Below are 22730 nucleotides of genomic sequence, written 5' to 3' on the forward strand. Positions count from 1 at the left end.
AGACAACGCGGAGCGTTGGCGACCGACGACAACGCGGCGGGCGTGCGTGCCAGGGACCGCGAGCCCGGCAAGATCCGAACGACAGGCCCTAGCCGACCGCTCCCGCCACAGCGACGATCACGAACATCAGCACCAGCACGGCGGCCATGATCCGGTTCCGGGTTTTGGGGTCCACGCGTCGAGGTTAACGGCCGCGCGCGGCGGGCCTCACGGTGGGGCAGCGCACCAGCGTCTCGTAGCGCGGCTGCTCCCCCGGCACCCCGGCCACGGGCAGCCGGCTCCGTACGAGCGCCAGCTCCCCGACCTCCCACGGCGTCCCCTCGAAGCCGTCGAGCGCGGCCACGTAGGGGCTGAGGTCGGTATCGATCCGCGTACGGGCCAGCGTGAGGTGCGGCCGGTAGCTCCGGTGCTCCTCCATCGGCACCCCGGTCCGGCGCGCGGCGGCGTCCGCGCGCTCGGCGAGCCGCCGCAGCTCGGCGATACCCCCGGCGGCACCGGCCCACAGCGCGCGCCCCCCGAAGTGCCCGCCGCCGCGCAGCCGCAGCGAGAACGCTTCCGTCCGGTGCGCCGCACGCTCCAGCCGCTGGGTCAGCTCGGGCACGAGCGCGTCGTCGACCTCCCCCATGAAGGCGAGCGTGAAGTGCCACCCCGCCTGCCCGGTCCACCGCATCCCATCGGCCCCGGGAAGCCCCCGCACCCGCCGGTCGACGGCCTCGGCGAGCTCGTCGGCGACATGGACGGGCGGCAGCACGGCGGCGAATAGACGCATGCCGGCCAGTCTGGCAGCCCGGCGTGACCCGGTCACCGTGGTTGTCGTGGCGCCCGCTCCCCCGGATCCTTCCGGAGAGCGGGCGCCGTCACTCAAGCAGCCGTCGCCAGTGGCTGTTCCCGCTGGACGAACGTCACGTGCTGGTGCCCCCGCCGCAGGTCGATCTTGACGCGGAGGCCGCCGACCCGGGCGAGCATCACGCCCACGCCCACCGCCGCCAGCGCGGCGACCGCGCCGCCGGAGGCGAAGCCGACCCTGGCGCCGTAGGTGTCGGTGACCCAGCCGACGATCGGGGCGCCGACCGGCGTACCGCCCGTGAAGACCATCATGAACAGGGCCATCACCCGGCCGCGCATGGCCGGGTCCGTGGTCATCTGGATGCTGGAGTTGGCGGTGACGTTGACCGTCAGGCCGCACATGCCGACCGGCACGAGCAGCGCCGCGAAGAGCCAGAACGTCGGCGCGAACGCGGTCACGATCTCCAGCACACCGAAGAGGACCGCCGCCGCGACCAGCAGCCGCATCCGGGAGGTGCCCCGGCGGGCCGCGAGCAGGGCGCCGATCAGGGAGCCGACCGCCATCAGGGTGTTGAGCAGGCCGTACGTGCCGGCGCCCGCGTCGTACACGTCGTCCGCGAAGGCGGACAGCCAGATCGGGAAGTTGAAGCCGAAGGTGCCGATGAACCCGACCAGCACGATCGGCCAGATCAGCTCGGGCTTGCCCGCGACGTAACGCAGTCCCTCCCGCAGCTGGCCCTTGCCGCGCGGGGTGCGTTCGACCTTCAGCAGCTCGGAGTTGCGCATCAGCAGCAGGGCGGTGAGCGGCGCGATGAACGACACTCCGTTGAGCAGGAAGGCGTAGCCGCTGCCGACGGCGGTGATCAGCACACCGGCGACGGCCGGGCCCACGAGCCGGGCGGACTGGAAGTTGGCGGAGTTCAGGCTGACGGCGTTACGGAGCTGGTCCGGGCCGACCATCTCGTGCACGAACGACTGCCGTGCCGGGTTGTCGACCACCGTGACCAGGCCGAGTACGAAGGCCGTGGCGTACACGTGCCACACCTGGACCTGACCGCTCAGGGTGAGCGCGGCGAGCGCGAGGCCGGTGATTCCCATCGCGGCCTGGGTGCCGAGCAGCAGCGTGCGCTTGTTGCACCGGTCGGCGATGACGCCGCCGTACAGGCCGAAGAGCAGCATCGGCAGGAATTGCAGGGCCGTGGTGATACCGACGGCCGTGGAGGATCCGGTGAGGGTGAGCACCAGCCAGTCCTGGGCGATGCGCTGCATCCAGGTGCCGGTGTTCGACACGACCTGCCCGGTGGCGAAGAGCCGGTAGTTACGGATCTTCAGCGAGCTGAACATGCTCGTGCGGGGCTGTTCTGTCCCTTGAACGGGGTCGGGGGTGGTCGGTGCGGGGGCGGAGTCTGCTCCGGATCCCGTACTCAAAGTTGGTTCGCCTCCTCGGCGTGGACAACGTGCTTCTGCGGGCGGCTACAGATCGGCGACGGGCGGCTACAGGTGCGCGAGTTTCTCCAGCACCGGCGCGGCGGCGCGGAGCTTGGACCATTCGTCCTCGTCCAGGCCCTCGGCCACGGCGGTCAGCCAGGCGTTCCGCTTGCGGCGGCTCTCTTCGAGCATGGCTTCGGCCCGCTCGGTCGACGTGACCACCTTCTGTCGGCGGTCGTCGGGGTGCGGCTCCAGCCGGACCAGTCCCTTGGCTTCGAGCAGGGCGACGATCCGTGTCATCGACGGCGGCTGTACGTGCTCCTTGCGGGCCAGCTCGCCGGGTGTGGCCGAGCCGCAGCGGGCGAGGGTGCCGAGCACCGACATCTCGGTCGGACTCAGCGACTCGTCGACGCGCTGGTGCTTGAGGCGTCGGCCCAGCCGCATGACGGCCGAGCGGAGTGCGTTCACGGCGGCCGCGTCGTCGCCGTGGGATAGGTCAGGCATGTTCTTTAGCGTAACTCATTACCTTGGCTAAGGAAAACGGAAAGCAGCTCTCCACGCCAGGGCTCACAGATCCCACACATCGAGCGCCCGTGGCTCACTCGAACGAGTGAGACAACCGCGGAAAGTCACGCGACGGCCCACAGGCGCCCGCGACTCTGGTCGGCATGGGATCGACAGTGCTCAGCCTGCGGATAGACGGTGAGCTGCTCGACCGGCTTCGGCAACACGCCGCCAGACGCGGAATGAGCGTCCAGGACTATGTGGTCGGGACGCTCATGCGCGACGATTTCGACGAGCGCTTCAGGGCGTCCGTCGACGAGACGGAGAGGTTCTACGGCGCGGCGTGACGCCGGCGGGCGTGACGTACGCGGCGGAGAAACCGGCCGTCACGTGAGGCCCAGCGCCGGCATCGCGTAGTAGAAGACGAACACGGCCGACACGACGTACATCGCCACCGGCACCTCGCGGCCCCGGCCCGCCGCCAGCCGCAGCAGGCTGAAGGTGATGAACCCGATGCCGATGCCGTTGGTGATCGAGTACGTGAACGGCATGAGCACCATCGCCAGGAAGGCGGGAACGGCGACGGTGTAGTCGCTCCAGTCGATGTCCCTGACCGACCCGGCGAGGATCAGGAAGCCCACCGCCAGCAGCGCGGGCGTCGCCGCCTGGGACGGCACCATCGTCGCGATCGGTGTGAGGAACAGCGACAGCGAGAAGAGCGTGCCCGTCACGACGGACGCGAGTCCCGTCCTCGCCCCTTCGCCGACCCCCGCCGTGGACTCAACGAAGCAGGTGGTGGCGGAGGACGAGGTCGCGCCGCCGTAGGCGACGGCAACGCCGTCGACGAACAGCACGCGGTTGATCCCGGGCAGCCGCCCCTTCTCGTCCATCAGCTTCGCCTCGTCGCCGACGCCGAGGATCGTGCCCATCGCGTCGAAGAACGTCGACAGCAGCACGGTGAAGACGAAGAGCAGGCCGGTGACGAAGCCGACCTTCGCGAAGCCGCCGAAGAGGCTGAACTGACCGAGCAGTCCGAAGTCCGGGACGGCCACGGGGTTGCCCGGCCACTTCGGGGTCGTCAGGCCCCAGCTCGGCACTTCGGCGACCGCCTCGATGACGAGCGCCAGGACCGTCATCGTCACGATCGAGATCAGGATCGCACCCGACACCTTGCGGATGATCAGTACGAGCGTGAGCACCACGCCGAGTGCGAAGACCAGCACGGGCCAGCCGTTGAGGTGGCCGTTCGAGCCGAGCTGAAGCGGCACGGTGGTCCCGGCGACGTCCGGGATACGCGAGACGAAGCCGGAGTCGACCAGGCCGATCAGCATGATGAAGAGGCCGATACCGATGGCGATGCCCTTGCGGAGACTGGTCGGTACGGCGTTCATCACCCGTTCCCGCAGCCCGGTCGCGACCAGCAGCATCACCAGGAAACCGGCCAGGACGACCATGCCCATCGCGTCGGGCCAGCTCATCCTCGGGGCGAGCTGGAGCGCGACGATCGTGTTCACGCCGAGCCCGGCGGCGAGCGCGATCGGCACATTGCCGATGACGCCCATCAGGAGCGTGGCGAAAGCCGCGGACACCACGGTGGCGGTGACCAGCTGGCCGCCCTGGAGCTGGTGGCCGTACAGGTCCTTCGCGCTGCCGAGGATGATCGGGTTCAGCACGATGATGTAGGCCATCGCGAAGAACGTGGCGAAGCCGCCGCGCACCTCGCGGGCGACGGTGGACCCGCGCTCCGAGATCTTGAAGAAACGGTCGATGGCGACCGGGGCGGTGGCCTTGTCCTGGACGGGCATGCGCAACCCTCGGTCGTCGTGGTCATCGGTTGTTCGAACGAATGGAACCGGCCACGCGGAACGGGCCATCTCGCAAAACCGTTTCAGTATGAACAGATGGGCCGGTGATCGCTATCTCCGCGCGTAGAGCCGTGCGGGACCGCGCCCGGCCTGGCCGGGGGCCGCCGCATACACTGACGCCATGGCCAAATGGACCCCGACGCATGAGGCACCCGAGCCCCTGGAGGGGCCGGTCGTCCCGACCATCGTCGGCGGCACCGTCATCTGGTTCGTCCTCTTCCTCGTGCAGCTCCCGTTCTACGGCTGGTTCGACGACCACGGGCACATCTGGTGGGTGTGGACCTGTCTGGCCGGCGCCGGGCTGGGGCTGATCGGCGTCTGGTACGTGCTCAGGCGCGACGCGGCCATCAGGCACGCGGCCAAGGACGCTGATACGGAACCGGCCACGGAAGCCGGGGGCGAACCGGGCGCCGAACCGGGGGCGTCGGACACCGGCTCCGGGTCCGCCGGGGACTCCGCGCCGTAGTGCCTCGGGACGACTTGTGCTCGTACCTCTCGTACCTCGGTCGGATCTTCGGGTCACTCGGCGGGTAAACGCCCCCGCACGGCCGTAACGTCGACCTCATGACTCAGCGGGCGAAGATCGACACCGGCGGCGGCGAGCCACGCGGCCCCTCAATCGACGCGGGTGCGGAGCTCGACCCCGTCCACCCGAGGGAACTGCCCGCGCCCGGCCGGGCCAAGGGGCTGACCGCCGCGGAGGTCGCCGAGCGGGTCGCGCGGGGCGAGGTCAACGACATTCCCGTACGCAGCAGTCGCTCGACCGCCGAGATCGTCCGCGCCAACGTCTTCACCCGGTTCAACGCGCTCATCGGTGTGCTCTGGGCGATCGTGCTGTTCGTCGCGCCGATCCAGGACAGCCTCTTCGGTTTCGTCATCATCGCGAACACCGGCATCGGCATCATCCAGGAGCTGCGCGCCAAGAGGACGCTCGACGGTCTGGCCGTCATCGGCGAGGCCAAGCCGGTCGTACGGCGCGACGGCGTCGCGGCCGGGATCTCCACCTCCGAGATCGTCCTCGGCGACGTGATCGAGCTGGGCCCCGGTGACAAGGTCGTCGTGGACGGCGAGATCCTCGAGGCCGACAATCTGGAGGTCGACGAGTCCCTGCTCACCGGTGAGGCCGACCCGGTGCTCAAGCGCCCCGGCGACACGGTGATGTCGGGCAGCTTCGTGGTCGCGGGCGGCGGCGCGTTCCGGGCGACGAAGGTGGGACGGGAGGCGTACGCGGCCCAACTCGCCGAGGAGGCCTCGCGCTTCACGCTCGTCCAGTCCGAACTGCGCACCGGCATCAGCACGATACTCAAGTACGTGACCTGGATGATGGTCCCGACGGCGATCGGGCTGATCATCAGTCAGCTGGTCGTCAAGGAGAGCAACTTCAAGGACTCCGTCGCCCGGACCATCGGCGGCATCGTCCCGATGATCCCGGAGGGCCTGGTCCTGCTGACCTCGGTCGCCTTCGCGATCGGTGTCATCCGGCTCGGCCGCAAGCAGTGCCTCGTCCAGGAGCTGCCGGCGATCGAGGGCCTGGCCCGCGTCGACGTCGTCTGCCTCGACAAGACGGGCACGCTCACCGAGGGCGGGATGGACATCACCGAACTGCGCCCGCTGGGCGGCGCGGACGAGGCGTACGTACGCACGGTGCTCGGTGCCATCGGCGCGTCCGACCCCCGGCCCAACGCCAGCCTCCAGGCGATCATCGACGCGTATCCGGACGACTCGGGGTGGCGCGCCACGGCGGCGCTGCCGTTCTCCTCGGCCCGTAAGTACAGCGGCGCCACGTTCGAGGTCGGCCAGGGCGGGCCCACGAGCTGGCTCCTCGGCGCGCCCGACGTCCTGCTGCCCGCCGGTGATCCGACGCTCGCGGAGATCGACTCCCTCAACGAGCAGGGCCTGCGGGTGCTCCTGCTGGCCCGCGTCGAGGGCACCGGCCCGCTCGACGCACCCGACGTGACGGCCGGAGCGGTGCCGACGGCCCTGGTCGTACTGGAGCAGCGGCTGCGCCCGGACGCCGCAGAGACCCTCACGTACTTCGCGGACCAGGACGTCGCGGCGAAGGTGATCTCCGGCGACAACGCGGTCTCGGTCGGCGCCGTGGCCGCGAAACTCGGGCTGCCGGGCGCGGACCGTACGGTTGACGCGCGCCAGCTGCCGGGCGAACGCGACGAGATGGCGAAGGCGCTCGACTCGGCCACGGTCTTCGGCCGGGTCAGCCCGCAGCAGAAGCGGGAGATGGTGGGCGCGCTTCAGTCGCACGGCCACACGGTCGCGATGACCGGTGACGGTGTGAACGACGTCCTCGCCCTGAAGGACGCCGACATCGGCGTCGCGATGGGATCGGGGTCGGAGGCGACACGGGCGGTCGCCCAGATCGTGCTCCTGAACAACAGCTTCGCGACGCTGCCCTCGGTGGTGGCCGAGGGCCGCCGCGTCATCGGCAACATCACACGCGTCGCCACGCTGTTCCTGACGAAGACGGTCTACTCCGTACTGCTGGCCATCCTGGTGGTGTGCACGCAGGTGGAGTATCCGTTCCTCCCCCGGCATCTGACGCTGATCTCCACGCTCACGATCGGCGTCCCCGCGTTCTTCCTGGCCCTGGCGCCGAACAAGGAGCGCGCCAAGCCGAACTTCGTACGCAGGGTGATGCGCTACTCGATACCCAGCGGCGTCATCGCCGCGGCCGCCACATTCACGACGTATCTGCTGGCCCGCTCCCACTACAGCGGTCCGGGCTCCCTGCCCGCCGAGACGAGCGCGGCGACACTGACGCTGTTCCTGGTCTCGATGTGGGTCCTGGCGATCATCGCCCGCCCGTACACCTGGTGGCGGGTGGGGCTGGTGCTGACGATGGGATTCTGCTTCCTGGTGGTGCTGGTCGTCCCGTCGCTCCAGCACTTCTTCGCACTGAAGCTGGTGGGCACGACGATGCCGTGGACGGCGGTGGCGATCGCGGCCGTGGGCGGGGTGCTGCTGGAAGTGGCCTGGCGGGTGGTGGACCGGAAGTACCCGGTGTAGGCACGGCCGACCGGGAGACGGAACGACGAAGGCCGACCGGGAGACCGGACGACGAAGGGCCCCGCGCCGGGTGCGCGGGGCCCTTCGTACCGAGCTCGGGCTGCTACGTCACTTCACGTCGACGAAGTCGCCGGCCGGGATGACCGCCGGGGTCGTGGACGTGCCGGCGAAGTTCCAGCGCCAGTAGCCGTCCACCGTGGACTTGGTGGTGGTCTTCAGCGTGCCGGTGCTGGAGGTCTTGACCGTCTTGACCGTGTTGTAGGTGGTGCTGGTCTTCTTACGGAACTGGAGCTGCACGGACTGGGTCGCGTAGCCCTTGTAGGTGCCCGTCTCCCAGTTGGCGCGGGACAGCTTGCCCGTGACCGTGATCGTGCCGCCCTTCTTCACCGGCTCCGGGGCGGCGTTGACGGTGATCTTGGACAGGCGCTGGAGGTTCGTCTTGGCGAACTTGTCGTTCTGGACGCTGTAGTCGTCGTTCGACGCTGCCCAGACACCGACGTTCCACGTCTTGGAGTCGCTGTTGATGAGCCACAGCGGGTCGACCTCGATGGTCTGGGTGCACGTCGAGGTGGTGGCACTCGCGGCCGTGCACTTGAACGCACCGGGCGCTCCGAAGCCGAAGGAATCCGGGTCGTCGAGGCTGGAGCCGATCCAGATGATCGCGTCGGCGTCGGCGATGCCGGCCGGGTGGGACGCGGTGATCGAGACGGAGACCTTCTTGACGGCGGTGGTGCCGACGACGATGGGCTTGCCGCCGTTGACCACGGCCTTGTTGATGACCGGGGCCTCGGCAGCCGCCCTGGCGTTGCCCTTCGGCGCGGCGGCGGAGCCCTGGTGGGTGGCGGAGCCGTAGGACGGCACGCCGGGACGTGTCTCCGCGGGCGCGGCCTGGGTGGCCGGCACGGCGAGGGCCGACAGAGCCAGGGCACCGGTCGCGACGGCAACAGTGGCGCGGATTCGCATGCATTTCCCCATTTGTCAGTGAGCCTGTTGGCTCACCTGTACAGACGAGGATCAGGACGTAATGGTTGTACACAACGTGCGACTTTCGTGAAGATCGCACCTCTTGCCCGGACGACTTCAGTCGAACCAGCGGTCCCGCGCCAGTTCCTCCGTCCGCGACGCGTCCTCCAGCAGGGCGGCCACCTCGAAGCGGCGCGGCCACTGGCCCGCCGCCCAGGCGAGCCCCGCGGCGACGCCCTCCACCGTTGACGCGTGGACCGTGCCGTCCGGTGTGCGCCGCCAGTCCAACTCCACGCCGCCCGCGAGCAGTCGCTCGTGCTCGACATAGGTGGCGGGCGTGCCCGCGCCGAGCAGTACGTGGACGGACTCCGGGACGTCGTACTCCTCGCCCTCGGTCGTCACCTCCGCCGTGACGCTCTCGCCGAGCCGTCCGACCTGTAGCAGCTCCGCGAGGTCGGCGGCGCGGGCCGGGGCGACCGGCAGCAGCGGCAGTCCGGCGGTCAGCGGCAGCAGGTCGGGCGCGTCCGCGATCACGGCGTCCGCCGCGTCCACGATCCGTACCTCGCCGTCCACGACCGCGCGCAACTCGTCGGGCAGCGTGACCTGTTCGGGGTCGAGATCCGCGAGCGCCGTGTAAAGGGCGTGCAGTTGACGGGCCGTCACCTCGCGGTCCGGGTCGGCCAGCCGGGTCAGCAGCTCGGCGGCGCCGCCCGGCTCGTCGAGGAGCGCGGCGACCGATGTCCGCACGCCCAGGGCGCGCAGCACCTGCGCGTCCTCGAAGCCGGAGGCGTCCACGGAGTCGTACAACCCGGCCAGCAGCGGATCGCCGCCCGCCGCGCGCAGCCCGGCGGGGCGGCGCCCGTCGAGCACGGGGTGGTCGCGCAGCCACCACGCGGTGTACGAGCGCACGCTCTCGGTGGTGCCGTCGGGCAGCAGCACGCGTACGGGCGTGGTCAGCGCGTCCCGCAGCGGAGGCCGCGCCAGCAGGGCCAGCGCCTGCGGCCAGGCGTCGTCGTCCACCAGGTCCAGGTCCCGTACGGCGACGATCTCGGTGGCGACCGGCGGCACGGGCGTCTCGGGAAGCCGGTCCAGGACGTCCTCGCACCACACGTCGACGGCGTCGAGGAGACCGGCGTCGTCGGGTTCGGCGAAGTCGCCGTCGCGCGGCTCCAGTTCGTCGGGGTCCAGGACGACGTCGGTGGCGCGTACGAGGCTGAAGTTGGCCAGCACCCCGCAGGCGGCGAGGGGCTGTTCACCCCAGCGTTCGGCCAGATCGGCGTCGCACAGGGCGAGTTCGTCCTCGCGCATGACGGCGGCGAACGGGCTGCCGGGCAGGACGAGTTCACCGGCGGGGGCGAGTTCGCCGTCCTCGTCGGGCAGGGCGAGCGCCGCCAGCCACGGCTCGTCGCCCGCGTCCAGATCCGCGTCCCGCACCAGGGCCAGGACCGTCTCGGCCAACTCCTCCGCGTCCAGACCCTGTTCCTCGTCCCAGACCTCGCCGGAGTCCAGCGAGGCGGCGACCGCCGCCCGTACCTCCGGGGTGGTCAGCACGGCACGCGGCGAGGCGGGGAGGGCGCCCAGCTTCTCCAGCAGCGGATGGGCGGCGTCGGGGTGCGCCACCTTCAACCCGAGCCTGGCCAGGTCGGACGGTGTGTCGGCGAGCGGCAGCAGGACCCGCCGGGGCCCTACGGCCGTACGGCCGCTGGCGAGCGGCACCGGCAGCCCGGACAGCCGGTCCGGGTCGACACCGGCCAGCGACTCGTACAGCCGCCGCCACCACTCGGGGGCCCGCTCGGCGCCGCCGATGCGCTCGATCGCGTCACCGAGGGGCAACCGGCCCACCGCCAGGGACCGCAGCTCCGTGCGCCGTTCGAGTCCGGCGGGCAGCAGCGTGGGCAGTACTTCGGCCAGTACGCGTACGGTGTCGTCGCCCGCGCCCTCCACGACCTCCGCCTCGAAGGGCCGCAGCGCGGTCAACTCCTCGCTGGGGGCGGCCGGTTCGAGGAAGGCGACGCGCGGCAGGCGTCGCAGGATCGCGGCCCGCAGGACGCCGTCCAGCTCGCCCTTGCCGAGCGGTCCCGGCACCAGGTCGATGGTGCCGGTGGACACCGGTTGCCAGTCGCCGAGCAGTTCGGCGTACGCGTCGGCGGCGCGCTCCACCAGGAAGTCGGTGAGCGGTCCGGGCGCGGGGTGGCGCCTGGTGGTGTCCAGCGGCAGCGAGGCGATCAGCAGCGCCGGGACACCGAGGGGTTCGTCGGTCGGCGTCGGGGCGTGCACGACGGGTGCGGTACGGGGCCGGGCCGGGGCGCCCTCGTCGTCCACGGGGACGGCCCAGGTGACCGCCCAGTGGGGGCGCAGGCGTTCCTCGACGGGGCGGCCTTCGAGAAGTTCGGGCGCGGTGGCGCCGTGGTGGCTGACGACCCGCCAGCGGCTCAGGGCCTCGGCCGCGCTGTCCTCGACGTGCACATACGCCCCGTGCACACTGCGCCTCAACACCCGCTCGCCGTCGGGGGTTTCGACCACGATCTCGGCGAGGCCGGGCAGGGTGAGCAGCAGCGCGTCGTCGATCGCGGCGAGCAGCCGCTCGACCAGGTCGAGCGCGGTCCCGTCCCGCAGGGGCAGGATGACCACGGTGTCGTAACCCTCGGGCGCGCTGCCCTCGGCGGGCAGCGGCAGCCGCAGCAGCGGCACGTGCCCGTCGCGGCGGCGCAGCTCGTCGCCGAGCCCGGGGCTCCCCTGGGCGGCCTCCTGGGCCAGCCCGCGCGCCTCGGCGAGCGACCAGCGGACGCCGCCGTGCCGGCCGACGACGGCCGGTTCGTCGCTGACGGCGATGACGGCGGCGAAGCCGACACCGAACCGCCCGACGGCGGACTCGTGCCCCTCGCGCTTGGCGGAGGCGCGCAGTGTGCTGAGCGATTCGACGCCGGTCGCGTCGAGGGGGGCGCCGGTGTTGGCGGCCACGAGCACGGCGGGACCCTCGGCCGTGGCGGGCCGCAGGGTGAGCCGGAGCCGGCCGGGGGCGCCGGCGCGGGCGGCGGCGTCGGCGGCGTTCTGCGCCAGCTCGACGATCAGGCGGTCACGGTAGCCGCCGAGGGCGAGGTCCTCCTCGGCGTTGGCGTCCTCCCGGAAACGGGCGGGACCCGCACCCCAGGAGGCCAGTACCGCACGCCGCAGCCGCCCCGTCCCGAACGGGTCGGCCCCCTCGGTCGTCGTGACGCTCACCCTGTGACTCCACTCTGTCCGTCCGCCTACCGGTCCGCTACTCGGTAAGTGTGCGGGCCCGAACGTACCGCGCGACGGGCGTCCGGCGGGGTGGGGGTCTGGGCTACGGCCGGGCCCGTTCGGTAGCCCGGCCCGGTCAGGAAGGCGCCGGCGGGTGTCCACGCGCGCTCATCGCCTCCGCCGTGCTGCCCGCTCCCGACGAACTCGCGGTCAACGAGCCGATCCCTGAACGACTTCAATGCCCTTCAGTGCAGCTTTACCACATTTCCTCGAGCACTTCCTCCAGCATTCGATTCCATTCAGAATCGGGGTCGGCCAGCGGAGTCGGGTCGAATGAGTTGACCGCTTCACGGAATGTGTCGACCAGATCCTCGACATCGGGTTCTGGTGAATTATATGCGTCTTCGAGTTTCCTGAATTGCGTCAGACAATGCACAAGCGCCGCGACATCTCGATGCGCGAGCTGGTAATCACGCGCGCTTTCCTGGAACATGTACACGGCTCCGGAGGACGGAGCGAGAACCACGAGCGCCGCGGGCAGGTAACCCAGAACATGCCAAGCGCGCGACTCCTCGGGGCAGTATCGGTTCCCCAGGGCGAACAAGGGGGCCAATACATATGGGTCTCGCTCCGATCCCGCCAGCCCGGCACGGGAGCTGAAGAACCTGTCGTGCGGCAGGCCCACGGACCCAAGGAACTGTGCAGTCGCAGCATCAACAGAACTGGAATCCTGGATGGGGTAGAGCACCACACCATCCATCCCATAAAGCTGCGTCAGGTCGCTGTAGGAAACGGGGGAGATCATGTCGCTATTTTACTCTAGCCCTTCCCGTGAGCCTTCTTGAGGTCATCGACATACTTGCTGTGCTCCTTGCCCTGGCCGGGGCTGAACTGATCATAGTTGGCTGCGTGCGTCACCTCAAGATCTGGATTGGCCGACTTGAAGTAATAGTCCAGCCATCTATTGCATTGCGGATTCTTCTGGCAAGGTTCCCGCTCTGTGAACATTTCCGTCAGTCCGGATTGGTTTTTGGTGTGCAACAACGGATGACCGATCTGCTTCTCCGAGTGGAATCCTCCTTCGCTGCGTCCGACGAGAATTGACTGACGACCGCTCTCCGGGTCGACGTACCTACCGGCAGCGTAGTTCTTTCCCTTGTAGTAGTCGTGCGCCTTCCGAGCCAACTGTGTCGCCTGGGCCAGATCACTGGTGTTCGGGTCAATCTTTTTCGACGAAACCGTGCCGGTGTGGTCAGTCGGTGTGTTCCATTCTCGCTTTTCTGAGTCCTCCACCGGCCGCCATACCTTGCCGTTGGTTGTGATGTTGGCAAGGTTCAGCTTGTCCGTGTCGTCGAGACCGTTCGGAGCGATGGTTCCGTTCGGCAAAATCCGGTCCACAGTGCCGTCGGCGTTGAGCATGTAAGTGCGGACGTCGTGGCCATCGACGTCCTCGCATGAGTCGATGTCGCGTTTGGTCTTCTCGTCGCGCTCTTTCTGTTCCCGTTTGCTCTTGTCTATTTTCCCGCCGTGTTTTTCGAGGACGTCGACGGTTTCGTCGGCTTTCTTGTCGACGGCGTCCTCGGCCTTGTCCATGACGGTGGCGAGCTTGTGGAAGCGGCTGTCCTTCTTGACCGAACTGCGGCGTTTGGAGCCCCCGGTCTTGTGGGTGCCCTTCTTCTTGTCGAAGTTGTCGCGGGTTTCCTGGTAGCCACCGGTGGCCCGGTCGAAGTCGTCGAACTCGATGGCGAGGTCCTGGGCCATGTCGGTACTGCCGGTGGTGTAGCCGGAGAGGTTCTCACCGCCGTCGGCGTCGAGGTGGTCGGTGAAGACGTCCTCGATCTTGCCGAGGATTTTCGCCTCGATCTTGTCGGTGACGATGGCGGTGATCTCACCGATGGCGTAGTCAATGATTTCGTGCAGGGCGAAGCGGCAGGCGGCGATGGCGCCGGCGGAGAGCAGTCCGCTGATGCCGGCGGTGAAGAACATGCCGACGACACCGACGGTGGCGGCTGTCGCGGTGGCGCCGAGTTCGACGATGCAGGCGGCTTTGCAGGCCTCGATCAGGCCGGCGCAGTCGTCGAGGGCGCCGGCCAGGTCGTCGAGCGCCGCGGCGAAGGTGGTGAGGTCCTTGGTGGTGAGTTTGCCCCAGCGGCGGTCGATGGCCGTGACGGTCGCGCCCTTGCTGCGGCCTCCGACGATGTGGGCGCAGGCGGTGTTGCCTTCCTTGATGACGTCCCGAAGGCCCTCGGCGAGTTGCCGGTAGTCCTTTGCGCTGTCGCGGACCTCGTCCTCGTCGATGTTGGGCCACTGGACGCCGACGAGGTCGAGCACCTCGACGAGTTCATCGGGCAGCTTCTTCCCCACGCCGCACATTCCCCCTCGATGATCAGCTCATCACACTTTCTACGGGGCGTGAGGTGCCGTCAACTAGGCGCGACAGTGGGGTGGTTGAGTTCAGCTACGTCACCGCGGGTGCAGGCAGAGCAATCGGTCGTCAGTCCCGATCAGCAGGCTCCCGTCGGCCGTCAGGGCCAGCGCGTTCACCGCCGTACCGGGCCACAGATGTCGTGTCTCTCCCCCATCGAGGAAGCGCAACTCCACCAGCCCGTCCGCCCAGGCGACTGCGAGGACCGGGCCACGGGGGGTGTGTGTCGCGCTCAACGCCGTGACCGGACTGGGGCGTTCGGCCACGGGGGTGAGCTGCGGGTCGGCGGCGGGCGACCAGGCGCGGACGCGGCCGTCGGCTCCTGCGCTGTACAGCAGCGGCACCGTCTGCCCGTCGTCGCCGAGCGGAAGGTCGAGCGCCGCCAGCGCGGTGACGCGGCCGGTGTGCAGGCGGCAGGTACGTGGAGCCTCGTCCGGCGAACCGGGTGTGAAGGCGTGCACCGTGCCATCGCCTCCGCCGACAGCCACCACACCGGGCGTGGCGCAGAGTGCGCGGCCGGCGGAGCGGACGAGATGGGTGCGGAGGGTATCGGTGAGCCGCTGAGCGGGTGTCGGCCGGTCATCGAGGAGAGCCGCGAGGCCCGTTGGCCGCGCCGCACCGGGCAGCGTCTCTGCGCTCACTCGGCCCTGGTCGTCGAGGGCCAGCACGGTTGAGTCCGTGAGGAGGCCGAGCCCGACAAGTGGGGACTGCAGCTGGGGTATCCGCCCGTTGGGGGTGCAGTCGGCCGTGTTCACGGTCCGCAGTACACCCTGGTGGTCGGCAAGGAGTGCTTGGCCGGCGGGTAGCCCCGCAGTGGTCATCGCGAAGACCGGCCCGGGCCACGGCGGGGCCATGTCCCCCCGAATCCTGGACCATCCCAGCCGCCAGCCCGCGGTGGCCGCCAACTGGTCCAGTTCGGGCCGCAGCCGCGGATCCGCGGCGTCGCCCAGGGCGGTGAGCAGCACCAGCGCGCGCTCCGCGCTGTCCTGGTCCCGGCACAGCGACTGCCCGGCACGCAGCCAAGCGGAACGAAGCCCCCCGCGCTCCTCCTGGTCAGCGTCGAAAGCGGCGGTGACCAGCCACGGATCGGCCGCGCAAAGCGCGGCCGGGTCATTCAACTCCACGACGGCGGCGACCTGATGCCGCTCCGGGGCCGGGGGAGCGATGGTCTCGCCGTGGGCGGCATTCCAGGATCGGCGGCGGGCCTCATCCGTCCACCGCGGTTCATCCAAATCCATCACCGCCGCCCCGCTGGCGGCCAGTTGCCGGTGAACAGGGGTGTCCGAGCGGGTCTCGACCACAAGCCGCACATGGTCCTGAGTACTCAGCGCGAGCACCAGCTCGGTGAGCACACCTGGATCGGTAGCAGCGTGCAGGTCGGGTAGGACGATGGTGACCGGACGGCGGTCAGCGGTCAGCCGTGCCAGGAACTCCTCCGGCCCCCGCGCCATCAGACCCAGCTGGTCGGCCAGCGTCCACACCGCGCCGCGCACACTCAGCCCGGCAAGCGGCACGAAAGCATGCACCACCCGCTCCCGCTCGGTGCCCGCACGGGTGCCGTGCCCCACCAGCCATGCCAGCAACGTCGACTTCCCGCACCCCGCACCGCCCGTGACCAGACACAGGACCGCCGCGGAGGAGTCAGCCAGCCATGCAAGCAGCGCGGCACCGGCCGGTTCACGGCCGACCGCGGGCCGCGCCCACTTCGTCACACTCACCCGCGGCCTGCCTGCTCGGCCGCCCGCGCGATCAGTCCCTTGAGCCCCGCCTCGCGGGACGCGGCATCACTGCCGTAGTCGAATGCGTGCGTGAACTCCGCCTGCGGAAACAGCCGCTGCATCCACACCGCGCAGTAGTGACCGGGCATCATGCACGCCTGCAACTCGCAGAACACCCGCCGCACCTGCCCCGGCGCCACACCCAGGGCAGACAGCTCCCGCCAGACAAGCTCCTCCGGATGCTCACGCCCCGGCCCGGTCGCCTCCGTGACGATGTGCTTCTCCCCGGCCCCGTCGACGTACTCGAACGCAGCGGAGAAAGGGAAGTTGAGTGTGTGCCGCACATCGTCCAACACCCGCGGCCACCAACCCTCCCGCTCGCTGAACGCCCCCTCGTCGACACCGCGCAGCGCCTCGTTGAGCTCACGGAACACACCGGCCGCCTCGGGCAGATCGGACGAGGTCGCGATCACCGGCAGCACCCGGTCCAGCACCGCCAACGACGCGTTGAACGCCTCGAGATCCGAGCTGACGAACAAGTCCTCCTCGCCTCCCTCCAGCATGACCGCCTGGACGGCGCCGTCAGGCCGTACGCACATATGGGCCAGCCCGTCATGCCCCACACGCGGCCACCCCTCAAACCCCGCCGCGGGGCGGGAAAGACCGGAATGAGCAGCGAAAGTACCGAGCTGGAGCGCATCGCTCTCACCAGCGGCCGTGAAATAAGGAGGGACTTGCAGCGGCACGCCCGTCTCCTCAAGGCCCGCGCGTGCAGAGTCAGGCAGTCGTACATCGGCGGCAGCACCGACGCGGAAGCGACGCATCCCCTCTGCGCCGAACTGCGCGCTGACCGGATCACGGGACGACATCGACATCGAGCTACCTCGCACAGCGGACAGCAGGGTGGTCTATGAGCCTACTGAACTTGATGTGATGTGGGGTTCGTTCACCTGACGCCAGCTGCCTGGGTTCGGAGGCCGAAGGTGTGAGGCGGGCGCAACCCGGCTCGAAATACTCGCCGTTCGGCCGCAGATCGAGAGTGCCCGGCAGCCTGCTGACCACCGGGCCACCGACGACGAGCGTCTGCGCTCCTCCTCGTCCACGCCTGACCTGTACTCGGCGTAGCCACGGCCGACGACCTCGCCGAACATTCCGCAACCCCCACGCACCGTCACCGCCGAAGATTGGGAAAGGCCCGCCTGAGCACACGCCGCCGCAGGGCGCGGGCCCCCGCGAGCGGGCGGCTCTTTCGTGCTTCCGGGGTTCAGTCGTCCAGGTCGATGACGAAGTCGACGACTGTGGAGTCGCCTCTACGCACAATCGGATGGGCGACCTCCACGATGCGTCCGGTGTCCGCGATATGCCGTCTGGTGTACCGCAGCACCGGGACCCCGGCACCGACGCGCAGGGTCGCCGCCTCGATCTCGGTCGGCATCGCAGCCGTGAAACTCTCGGTGACGCGGTTGACGTGGATGCCCAGGCTGCCGAGCTGCGCGCGGGTGCCGCCCGGCCACGGCTCGTTGATCGGATCCGCCACGGGGGTGCCGGCAACGTCGGACCAACGCACGTAGCTGCTGGACATCTGCGTCGGCTGGTCGTTGTCGTGGAAGACGAAGTGCCGGGCGAGGAGCCGTTCGCCGGGCTCGCACTCGAACAGCGCGGCCAACTCGGCGTTGGCCGGGCCCCGTTCGAACCGCTTGTCGAGCCGGTACTCGGACCGGCCGACGTCCTGGTCGCGGGTGTACGGCGTGGCTCCGGCGTCGGCGTCCCCGGGCTCGGCAAGCCCGTCCGGTGATTGAGGACGGACCGGCCGCCGGGCGGGCCAGGTGCGGGCGGTCTTGGGCCGATCGGTCAGGCCGGTCCCGGGTTCTCCGGGGCGTCGCCGGGCGACGGCGCCCCGTCATCGGCACCGTCCTTCGCCGGGAGTCCCAGTTCGAACGCGTCCGCGCCCAGTTCGTCCAGCACGTGCGGTGCCGGGCGCGGGGGCGTGGGCATCACGGCCGCCTCGGAGTGGCCGCCGCAGCCGTACGCCAGGGACACCACCCGTCCGTCCGCCGGTGAGAACTCGTTCGCGCAGACGCCGAACGCCTGCCGCAGCGAGCCCGCGAGCGGCAGGAGGAAGCCGCAGGAGACACAGGGCGCGGGCGCCGCCTGGGCCATGGGGGTCTTCGCGCCGAACGCCTCGTCCCAGCGGTCCGCCGCGATGTGGAGCCCGTACCGGGAAAGCACCCTGGCCCGGCGCATGCCGAGCTCCTCGGCGACCGCCGAGATGGTGCCGCGGACGGTGGTCGCCGTCGCGGTGTCGCGGTCCGTCTCCGCGGTGACTTCGATGTCCTCCGCCTCGACCAGGTCGGCCAGGGCCTGCGGGGTGACGACGTCGCGCAGGACGGAGTTCGGCGGGGGCGCGTCCTCGCCGCTGTAGCCGGGCTCCAGGCGCAGATCCTCCGCCTCGGTCGGCAGCAGATCGCCGGGACCCATGTCGCCGGGTCGCAGCCGGTCGCTCCACGGCACCCATTCGGGGGCCTGGAGAGAGTCGGGGCCGGGCAGCAGCACCGTTTCGTCAAGGGTGACGAGCTTGGAGCGGGACGCGCGGGCGACGGTCACCGCCCAGCGCCAACCGCGGTAGCCCATCTCCTTGCATTCGAAGAGATGGGTGACGACGCGGTCGCCCTCGGACACCGCCGACACATGCTCGCCGACGACACCGGGCGCGGCAGCCTCCTCGGCTGCCGCCCTCGCGAGGTCTACCGCCTCTGCGCACAGGCGGTCGGGGGTTCGGCTTCGAGTCGTCGCAGCACTCACAGGTCTCGCTTCTCTCCTACGCCGTTTCACGGGTGCGCCGGCCGAGTCGCGATGCACGGGCCGAGGGCGGAGCGGACCAGAGGGCCGCATCGACGTCCACGCCCGAGGCCTCTCGGGCACACCTACCGTCAACCATTCTGCGGGATGACGAAGAGGCGCGCGGCCGAGAACAACCGCCGGTGGCGCGCTACGCACGCTACCCCCTCCACCGCCCGCCGCCCACCTGCACGCCCCCTTTCCCGTAGTTCGGGCAGCCCGGAGGCGGTGCGACGGCCCGGGAAAGGGCTGGGAGACAGCGGTGGAGCGGGTACCTGGACGGCCGTGAAATCTCGGCAAAGTAATGAGAAGAAGAGCCGAAGTCAGCGCGTCAGCGACGTCACGAGCGTTCCCTCACCCGAAGTGGGGGCAGTATGACGGGGTGGCAGCCGTCAGGTCGTCCGAGAAGCCCGGTCCGTTCCGCAGAGCGGGCCGGTCGGTCGGGCGTGCCCTGCACCTGCCGTTCACCGGCACCGCCAAAGGCATCCGCAAGGCCACGCACGCGCACGGCGCGGGCGAGTCCGGCCTCGGCAGGCTGATCGAGCTGCACGCCGTGAACGGCGCGGGTGACGTCATGATCACCGTCGCCCTCGCGTCGACGGTCTTCTTCTCCGTACCGACCGACGAGGCCCGTGGCCGCGTCGCGCTCTACCTCGCCGTCACCATGGCCCCCTTCACGCTCCTGGCCCCGGTGATCGGCCCCCTTCTCGACCGCCTTCCGCACGGCCGCCGCGCCGCGATGGCCGGCGCCATGCTGACCAGGGCGCTGCTCGCGCTGACCATGTCGGGCGCGGTGGCGACGGGCGGTCTCGAGCTGTATCCGGCCGCGCTGGGCGTACTCGTCGCCTCCAAGGCGTACGGGGTCGTCCGCAGCGCCGTCGTGCCAAGACTGCTGCCACCGAAGTTTCCACTGGTCCGGGCCAATTCCCGGGTGACGCTCGCGGGGCTGCTCGCGACGGGTGCGGCGGCCCCGATCGGGGCCGGCCTCCACCAGATCGGGCCGCAGTGGCCGCTGTACGGGGCGTTCGTCATCTTCGTCGCGGGCACGTTCCTGGCGTTCACGATGCCGCCGAAGGTGGACTCCGCGAAGGGCGAGCACAAGGCGCGGCTGGTGGCGCGCGCGGGCAAGAAGCGGCCGAGTCTGCGTACGGTCGGCCCGTCCGTCTTCAACGGCCTCCAGGCGAACGCGGCGCACCGCGCGCTCTCCGGGTTCCTGATCTTCTTCCTGGCGTTCCTGCTGCGGCAGCACCCGCTCGCGGGGCAGAGCGCCGCCGTCTCGCTGGCCATCGTGGGCGTCTGCGCCGGTACGGGCAACGCGATCGGTACGGCGGTGGGCGCCTGGCTCAAGGCCCGCGCGCCCGAGGTGATCATCGCGACGGTGCTGGGTCTGGCGCTCGCGGCGGCGATCTTCGCCGCGGTGTTCTTCGGCGGCCTGACGATCGCGGTGCTCGCCACCACGGCCGGTTTCACCCAGGCGCTGTCGAAGCTGTCGCTGGACGCGTGCATCCAGCGGGACGTCCCGGAGGAGGTCCGTACGTCCGCCTTCGCGCGCGCCGAGACGCTGCTCCAGATGTCCTGGGTGGTGGGCGGCGCGATCGGTATCGCGCTGCCGCTCAACGGCGTGCTCGGCATGTCGGTCGCCGCCGGTCTGGTCGCGACCGGGGCGCTGTTCTCCGTACGGGGGCTGCTCGGCGCGGCCCGGCACGGCGCGCCGCACCCGCGCGTCGGATGAGACCGGCCGGGCGATAGCCTTCGGCCCATGACCGTTGCGTTTATCTCTGACAGGGCCCGCCGGACCGGTGTCGCGCTCGGCGCCGTGTCCGCGGGCCTGCTCGTCCTCTCGGCCTGCGACAAGCCGACGCCGGTCGCGACGGTGACGGTGGGCACGGACTCCGTGCACTCCGAGGCGGCCTGCTACAACGACGGCAAGTCGCTGGGAGGGGAGTCCGTGCTGGCGAAGTGCCTCAACGACACGTCGGGGCGGAAGACCATCTCGGTCTCCCTCGACGACCGGATCCACTTCGGCGTCGACCCGGCGATCGCGGACAACGGCTGGACCTTCTACATCGACGGTCAGCGGGTCGAGCCGGAGCCGAACAAGGACACGTACCGCACCATCCAGGCGAGTTCGTTCTTCGCCTCGCAGACGGGCGAGCTGATCAAGTCCGTCAATCTCGGGATCGTGGAGACGAGCGAGAAGGAGAAGGCGGTCACCGGTGTCTGGAACTTCGAGCTGAAGAAAAAGTCCTGATCCTGGCGTACTGGCCGGGCTTCCGGGCGAGGGAGGGGCGTTCGTGCGCGTACTCGTCGTGACGGCCGTGACGGCCGAGGCCGACGCGGTCTCCGCCGGACTGGGCGGATCCGGTACGGCGGCCGCGGAGCGCGCCCTGCCGGGCGGTTACGTCCTCAACGCCCACCCGAGCGCCGACGTACTGGCGGCCGGGGTCGGCCCCGCAGCGGCGGCGGCCGGTACGGCGACAGCACTGGCCGTCGCGTCCGCCTCCGCCCCGGCCCCCGCTTCCGCCACCTCGTCCGTCTCCGCCGTGCCGTACGACCTGGTCGTCTCCACCGGGATCGGCGGCGGGTTCCAACCGCTCGCCCCCCTCGGCTCGCTGGTGGTGGCCGACGCGATCGTCGCCGCCGACCTGGGCGCCGAGACGCCCGGCGGTTTCCTCCCGGTGGATGAGCTGGGCTTCGGCCGCACCGTCCATCTCCCGCCTCCGGGGCGGGCCGCCCGGATCGCGCACCTGCTGGACGCCGTCCACGCGCCGGTGCTCACCGTCTCCACCGTGACCGGATCGGCGGCCCGTGCCGACGAACTGACTTCGCGTCATCCGCGCGCCGCCGCCGAGGCGATGGAGGGGTTCGGTGTCGCTGAGGCCGCCGCGGCGTACTCCCTGCCGGTGATCGAGATCCGCGCGATCTCCAACGCCGTCGGCCCGCGCGACCGTTCGGCATGGCGCATCGGCCCGGCGCTGGACGCGCTGCGGTACGCCTTCCAGCAACTCAGCCCCGTCTTCGAGGAGTCGCCATGAGGCACGCCGCCGCCCCGCCCCTGCGGATCGCGTACTCGCCCTGCCCCAACGACACGTTCGTCTTCGACGCCTGGGCGCACGGCCGGGTGCCCGGCGCCCCCGAGCTGGACGTGACGTTCGCGGACATCGACATCACCAACGGCATGGCGGAGCGCGGCGAGCTTGACGTGCTGAAGGTGTCGTACGCCGTGCTGCCGTGGGTCCTCGACGAGTACACGCTGCTGCCGTGCGGCGGGGCGCTCGGCCGGGGCAACGGTCCGCTGGTCCTGACCCGTGAGCCGGCCGCCGATCTGACCGGCCGGACCGTCGCCGTACCGTCCGAACGCTCCACCGCCTACCTGCTGTTCCGGCTGTGGGCGGCAGAGGTCGTGCCGGGCGGGGTGGGCCGGATCGTGGTCATGCCCTTCCACGAGATCATGCCCGCGGTGCGCGACGGCAAGGTCGACGCGGGGCTCGTCATCCACGAGGCGCGCTTCACCTACCAGGACTACGGGCTGCACCGGCTCGCCGACATGGGCGAGCACTGGGAGTCCACGACGGGCCTGCCGATCCCGCTGGGCGCGATCATCGCCAAGCGGAACCTGGGCTCGGACACGCTCCAGTTGCTGGCGGACTCGGCGCGTACGTCGGTCCGTATGGCGTGGGACGACCCGGAGGCGTCCCGTCCGTACGTCCGCGCCCACGCGCAGGAGATGGACCCGGCGGTCGCGGAGCAGCACATCGGCCTGTACGTCAACGAGTTCACCGCCGACCTGGGTCCGGACGGCTACGCGGCGGTCCGCGGGCTCCTCACCCGCGCGTCGGCGGAGGGCCTGGTTCCGCCGCTCTCCCCGGAAGCGCTGTCCTTCGGCTGACCCGCCGGGACCTCGGTCCTAGGACCCGGGGGTGCGGGCCTGGTCCGCGCGGCCGATACGCGACCGCCGGG

The 22730-nt window shown here is 70.4% G+C and carries 20 protein-coding genes; 8 read left to right on the forward strand and 12 right to left on the reverse strand.

Annotation, left to right across the window (positions count from 1 at the left end; all coding sequences use genetic code 11):
- Window positions 1-184: 184 nt before the first annotated feature.
- The 3 genes from thpR to ACFWHU_RS26085 form a co-directional block, all read right to left on the reverse strand.
- Window positions 185-769 carry an RNA 2',3'-cyclic phosphodiesterase gene (thpR, locus tag ACFWHU_RS26075; protein WP_385802753.1) on the reverse strand — a complete coding sequence of 195 codons (585 nt, stop codon included), beginning with the start codon at window positions 767-769 and terminating at the stop codon, window positions 185-187.
- 92 nt (window positions 770-861) lie between these two features.
- Window positions 862-2214, reverse strand: a complete 1353-nt coding sequence (locus tag ACFWHU_RS26080) for an MFS transporter (RefSeq protein WP_387227636.1) — start codon at window positions 2212-2214, stop codon at window positions 862-864.
- Between the two features lie 66 nt (window positions 2215-2280).
- Window positions 2281-2718, reverse strand: coding sequence for a MarR family winged helix-turn-helix transcriptional regulator (locus ACFWHU_RS26085; RefSeq protein ID WP_078076637.1), 438 nt, complete (start codon window positions 2716-2718; stop codon window positions 2281-2283).
- A gap of 164 nt (window positions 2719-2882) precedes the next feature.
- Here ACFWHU_RS26085 and ACFWHU_RS26090 point away from each other — a divergent pair, with 164 nt between their 5' ends.
- Complete coding sequence (locus tag ACFWHU_RS26090) at window positions 2883-3065, forward strand: ribbon-helix-helix protein, CopG family (protein ID WP_354606068.1); 183 nt, start codon at window positions 2883-2885, stop codon at window positions 3063-3065.
- 39 nt (window positions 3066-3104) lie between these two features.
- Here ACFWHU_RS26090 and ACFWHU_RS26095 read toward each other — a convergent pair whose 3' ends face one another.
- Window positions 3105-4523 (reverse strand): NCS2 family permease, encoded by a 1419-nt coding sequence (locus ACFWHU_RS26095; protein ID WP_385802759.1) that lies wholly within the window; start codon window positions 4521-4523, stop codon window positions 3105-3107.
- Between the two features lie 181 nt (window positions 4524-4704).
- On the opposite strand from ACFWHU_RS26095, the gene ACFWHU_RS26100 reads away from it, so the two are divergent.
- Together ACFWHU_RS26100 and ACFWHU_RS26105 are read left to right on the forward strand one after the other, a co-directional pair.
- Entirely contained in the window at window positions 4705-5049 is a 345-nt protein-coding gene (locus ACFWHU_RS26100) for a DUF2530 domain-containing protein (RefSeq protein WP_387227640.1), read from the forward strand.
- A 98-nt stretch (window positions 5050-5147) separates the two neighbouring features.
- Window positions 5148-7604, forward strand: coding sequence for an HAD-IC family P-type ATPase (locus ACFWHU_RS26105; RefSeq protein ID WP_387227642.1), 2457 nt, complete (start codon window positions 5148-5150; stop codon window positions 7602-7604).
- A gap of 108 nt (window positions 7605-7712) precedes the next feature.
- Here the strand turns inward: ACFWHU_RS26105 and ACFWHU_RS26110 are convergent, their stop codons facing one another.
- The 7 genes from ACFWHU_RS26110 to ACFWHU_RS26140 form a co-directional block, all read right to left on the reverse strand.
- Window positions 7713-8567, reverse strand: a complete 855-nt coding sequence (locus ACFWHU_RS26110; protein ID WP_385802763.1) for a DUF5707 domain-containing protein — start codon at window positions 8565-8567, stop codon at window positions 7713-7715.
- 117 nt (window positions 8568-8684) lie between these two features.
- Window positions 8685-11789, reverse strand: coding sequence for a sacsin N-terminal ATP-binding-like domain-containing protein (locus ACFWHU_RS26115; protein ID WP_387227645.1), 3105 nt, complete (start codon window positions 11787-11789; stop codon window positions 8685-8687).
- Window positions 11790-12045: 256 nt separating this feature from the next.
- Entirely contained in the window at window positions 12046-12594 is a 549-nt protein-coding gene (locus ACFWHU_RS26120; RefSeq protein WP_387227647.1) for an SUKH-4 family immunity protein, read from the reverse strand.
- 14 nt (window positions 12595-12608) lie between these two features.
- Window positions 12609-14153, reverse strand: coding sequence for a nucleic acid/nucleotide deaminase domain-containing protein (locus ACFWHU_RS26125; protein ID WP_387227649.1), 1545 nt, complete (start codon window positions 14151-14153; stop codon window positions 12609-12611).
- A 99-nt stretch (window positions 14154-14252) separates the two neighbouring features.
- Window positions 14253-15932: a hypothetical protein gene (locus tag ACFWHU_RS26130; RefSeq protein WP_387227652.1), complete on the reverse strand. Its 1680-nt coding sequence runs from the start codon at window positions 15930-15932 to the stop codon at window positions 14253-14255.
- Window positions 15929-16807, reverse strand: coding sequence for a nucleic acid/nucleotide deaminase domain-containing protein (locus ACFWHU_RS26135; RefSeq protein WP_387227654.1), 879 nt, complete (start codon window positions 16805-16807; stop codon window positions 15929-15931). The genes ACFWHU_RS26130 and ACFWHU_RS26135 overlap by 4 nt, the downstream gene beginning before the upstream one ends.
- 389 nt (window positions 16808-17196) lie before the next feature.
- A complete protein-coding gene (locus ACFWHU_RS26140) occupies window positions 17197-17598 on the reverse strand; it encodes a UTRA domain-containing protein (protein WP_387227656.1) in 402 nt (133 codons plus the stop codon).
- Here ACFWHU_RS26140 and ACFWHU_RS26145 point away from each other — a divergent pair.
- Complete coding sequence (locus tag ACFWHU_RS26145; RefSeq protein WP_387227925.1) at window positions 17536-17727, forward strand: hypothetical protein; 192 nt, start codon at window positions 17536-17538, stop codon at window positions 17725-17727. The genes ACFWHU_RS26140 and ACFWHU_RS26145 overlap by 63 nt on opposite strands.
- 56 nt (window positions 17728-17783) lie before the next feature.
- Here the strand turns inward: ACFWHU_RS26145 and ACFWHU_RS26150 are convergent, their stop codons facing one another.
- On the reverse strand, window positions 17784-18734 hold the full coding sequence (locus ACFWHU_RS26150; protein WP_387227658.1) for a DUF3027 domain-containing protein: 951 nt from the start codon (window positions 18732-18734) through the stop codon (window positions 17784-17786).
- A 418-nt stretch (window positions 18735-19152) separates the two neighbouring features.
- Between ACFWHU_RS26150 and ACFWHU_RS26155 the strand changes: the two genes are divergently transcribed.
- The 4 genes from ACFWHU_RS26155 to ACFWHU_RS26170 are packed head-to-tail and all read left to right on the forward strand — an operon-like array spanning window position 19153 to window position 22659.
- Window positions 19153-20502 carry an MFS transporter gene (locus ACFWHU_RS26155; RefSeq protein WP_385802771.1) on the forward strand — a complete coding sequence of 450 codons (1350 nt, stop codon included), beginning with the start codon at window positions 19153-19155 and terminating at the stop codon, window positions 20500-20502.
- 27 nt (window positions 20503-20529) lie between these two features.
- Complete coding sequence (locus ACFWHU_RS26160; protein ID WP_387227661.1) at window positions 20530-21021, forward strand: DUF2771 domain-containing protein; 492 nt, start codon at window positions 20530-20532, stop codon at window positions 21019-21021.
- 43 nt (window positions 21022-21064) lie between these two features.
- A complete protein-coding gene (locus ACFWHU_RS26165) occupies window positions 21065-21805 on the forward strand; it encodes a futalosine hydrolase (RefSeq protein WP_387227663.1) in 741 nt (246 codons plus the stop codon).
- Entirely contained in the window at window positions 21802-22659 is an 858-nt protein-coding gene (locus tag ACFWHU_RS26170; protein ID WP_385802775.1) for a 1,4-dihydroxy-6-naphthoate synthase, read from the forward strand. The genes ACFWHU_RS26165 and ACFWHU_RS26170 overlap by 4 nt, the downstream gene beginning before the upstream one ends.
- Window positions 22660-22730: the final 71 nt, after the last annotated feature.

The organism is Streptomyces sp. NPDC060366, assembly GCF_042725135.1.
Taxonomy (GTDB): Bacteria; Actinomycetota; Actinomycetes; order Streptomycetales; family Streptomycetaceae; genus Streptomyces.

Excerpts from the sequence above, each read along its gene's own strand:
- thpR (WP_385802753.1), bottom strand. The coding sequence starts at position 769 with ATGCGTCTATTCGCCGCCGTGCTGCCGCCCGTCCATGTCGCCGACGAG.
- ACFWHU_RS26085 (WP_078076637.1), bottom strand. The coding sequence starts at position 2,718 with ATGCCTGACCTATCCCACGGCGACGACGCGGCCGCCGTGAACGCACTC.
- ACFWHU_RS26090 (WP_354606068.1), top strand. The coding sequence starts at position 2,883 with ATGGGATCGACAGTGCTCAGCCTGCGGATAGACGGTGAGCTGCTCGAC.
- ACFWHU_RS26095 (WP_385802759.1), bottom strand. The coding sequence starts at position 4,523 with ATGCCCGTCCAGGACAAGGCCACCGCCCCGGTCGCCATCGACCGTTTC.
- ACFWHU_RS26100 (WP_387227640.1), top strand. The coding sequence starts at position 4,705 with ATGGCCAAATGGACCCCGACGCATGAGGCACCCGAGCCCCTGGAGGGG.
- ACFWHU_RS26105 (WP_387227642.1), top strand. The coding sequence starts at position 5,148 with ATGACTCAGCGGGCGAAGATCGACACCGGCGGCGGCGAGCCACGCGGC.
- ACFWHU_RS26110 (WP_385802763.1), bottom strand. The coding sequence starts at position 8,567 with ATGCGAATCCGCGCCACTGTTGCCGTCGCGACCGGTGCCCTGGCTCTG.
- ACFWHU_RS26120 (WP_387227647.1), bottom strand. The coding sequence starts at position 12,594 with ATGATCTCCCCCGTTTCCTACAGCGACCTGACGCAGCTTTATGGGATG.
- ACFWHU_RS26135 (WP_387227654.1), bottom strand. The coding sequence starts at position 16,807 with ATGTCGATGTCGTCCCGTGATCCGGTCAGCGCGCAGTTCGGCGCAGAG.
- ACFWHU_RS26160 (WP_387227661.1), top strand. The coding sequence starts at position 20,530 with ATGACCGTTGCGTTTATCTCTGACAGGGCCCGCCGGACCGGTGTCGCG.
- ACFWHU_RS26170 (WP_385802775.1), top strand. The coding sequence starts at position 21,802 with ATGAGGCACGCCGCCGCCCCGCCCCTGCGGATCGCGTACTCGCCCTGC.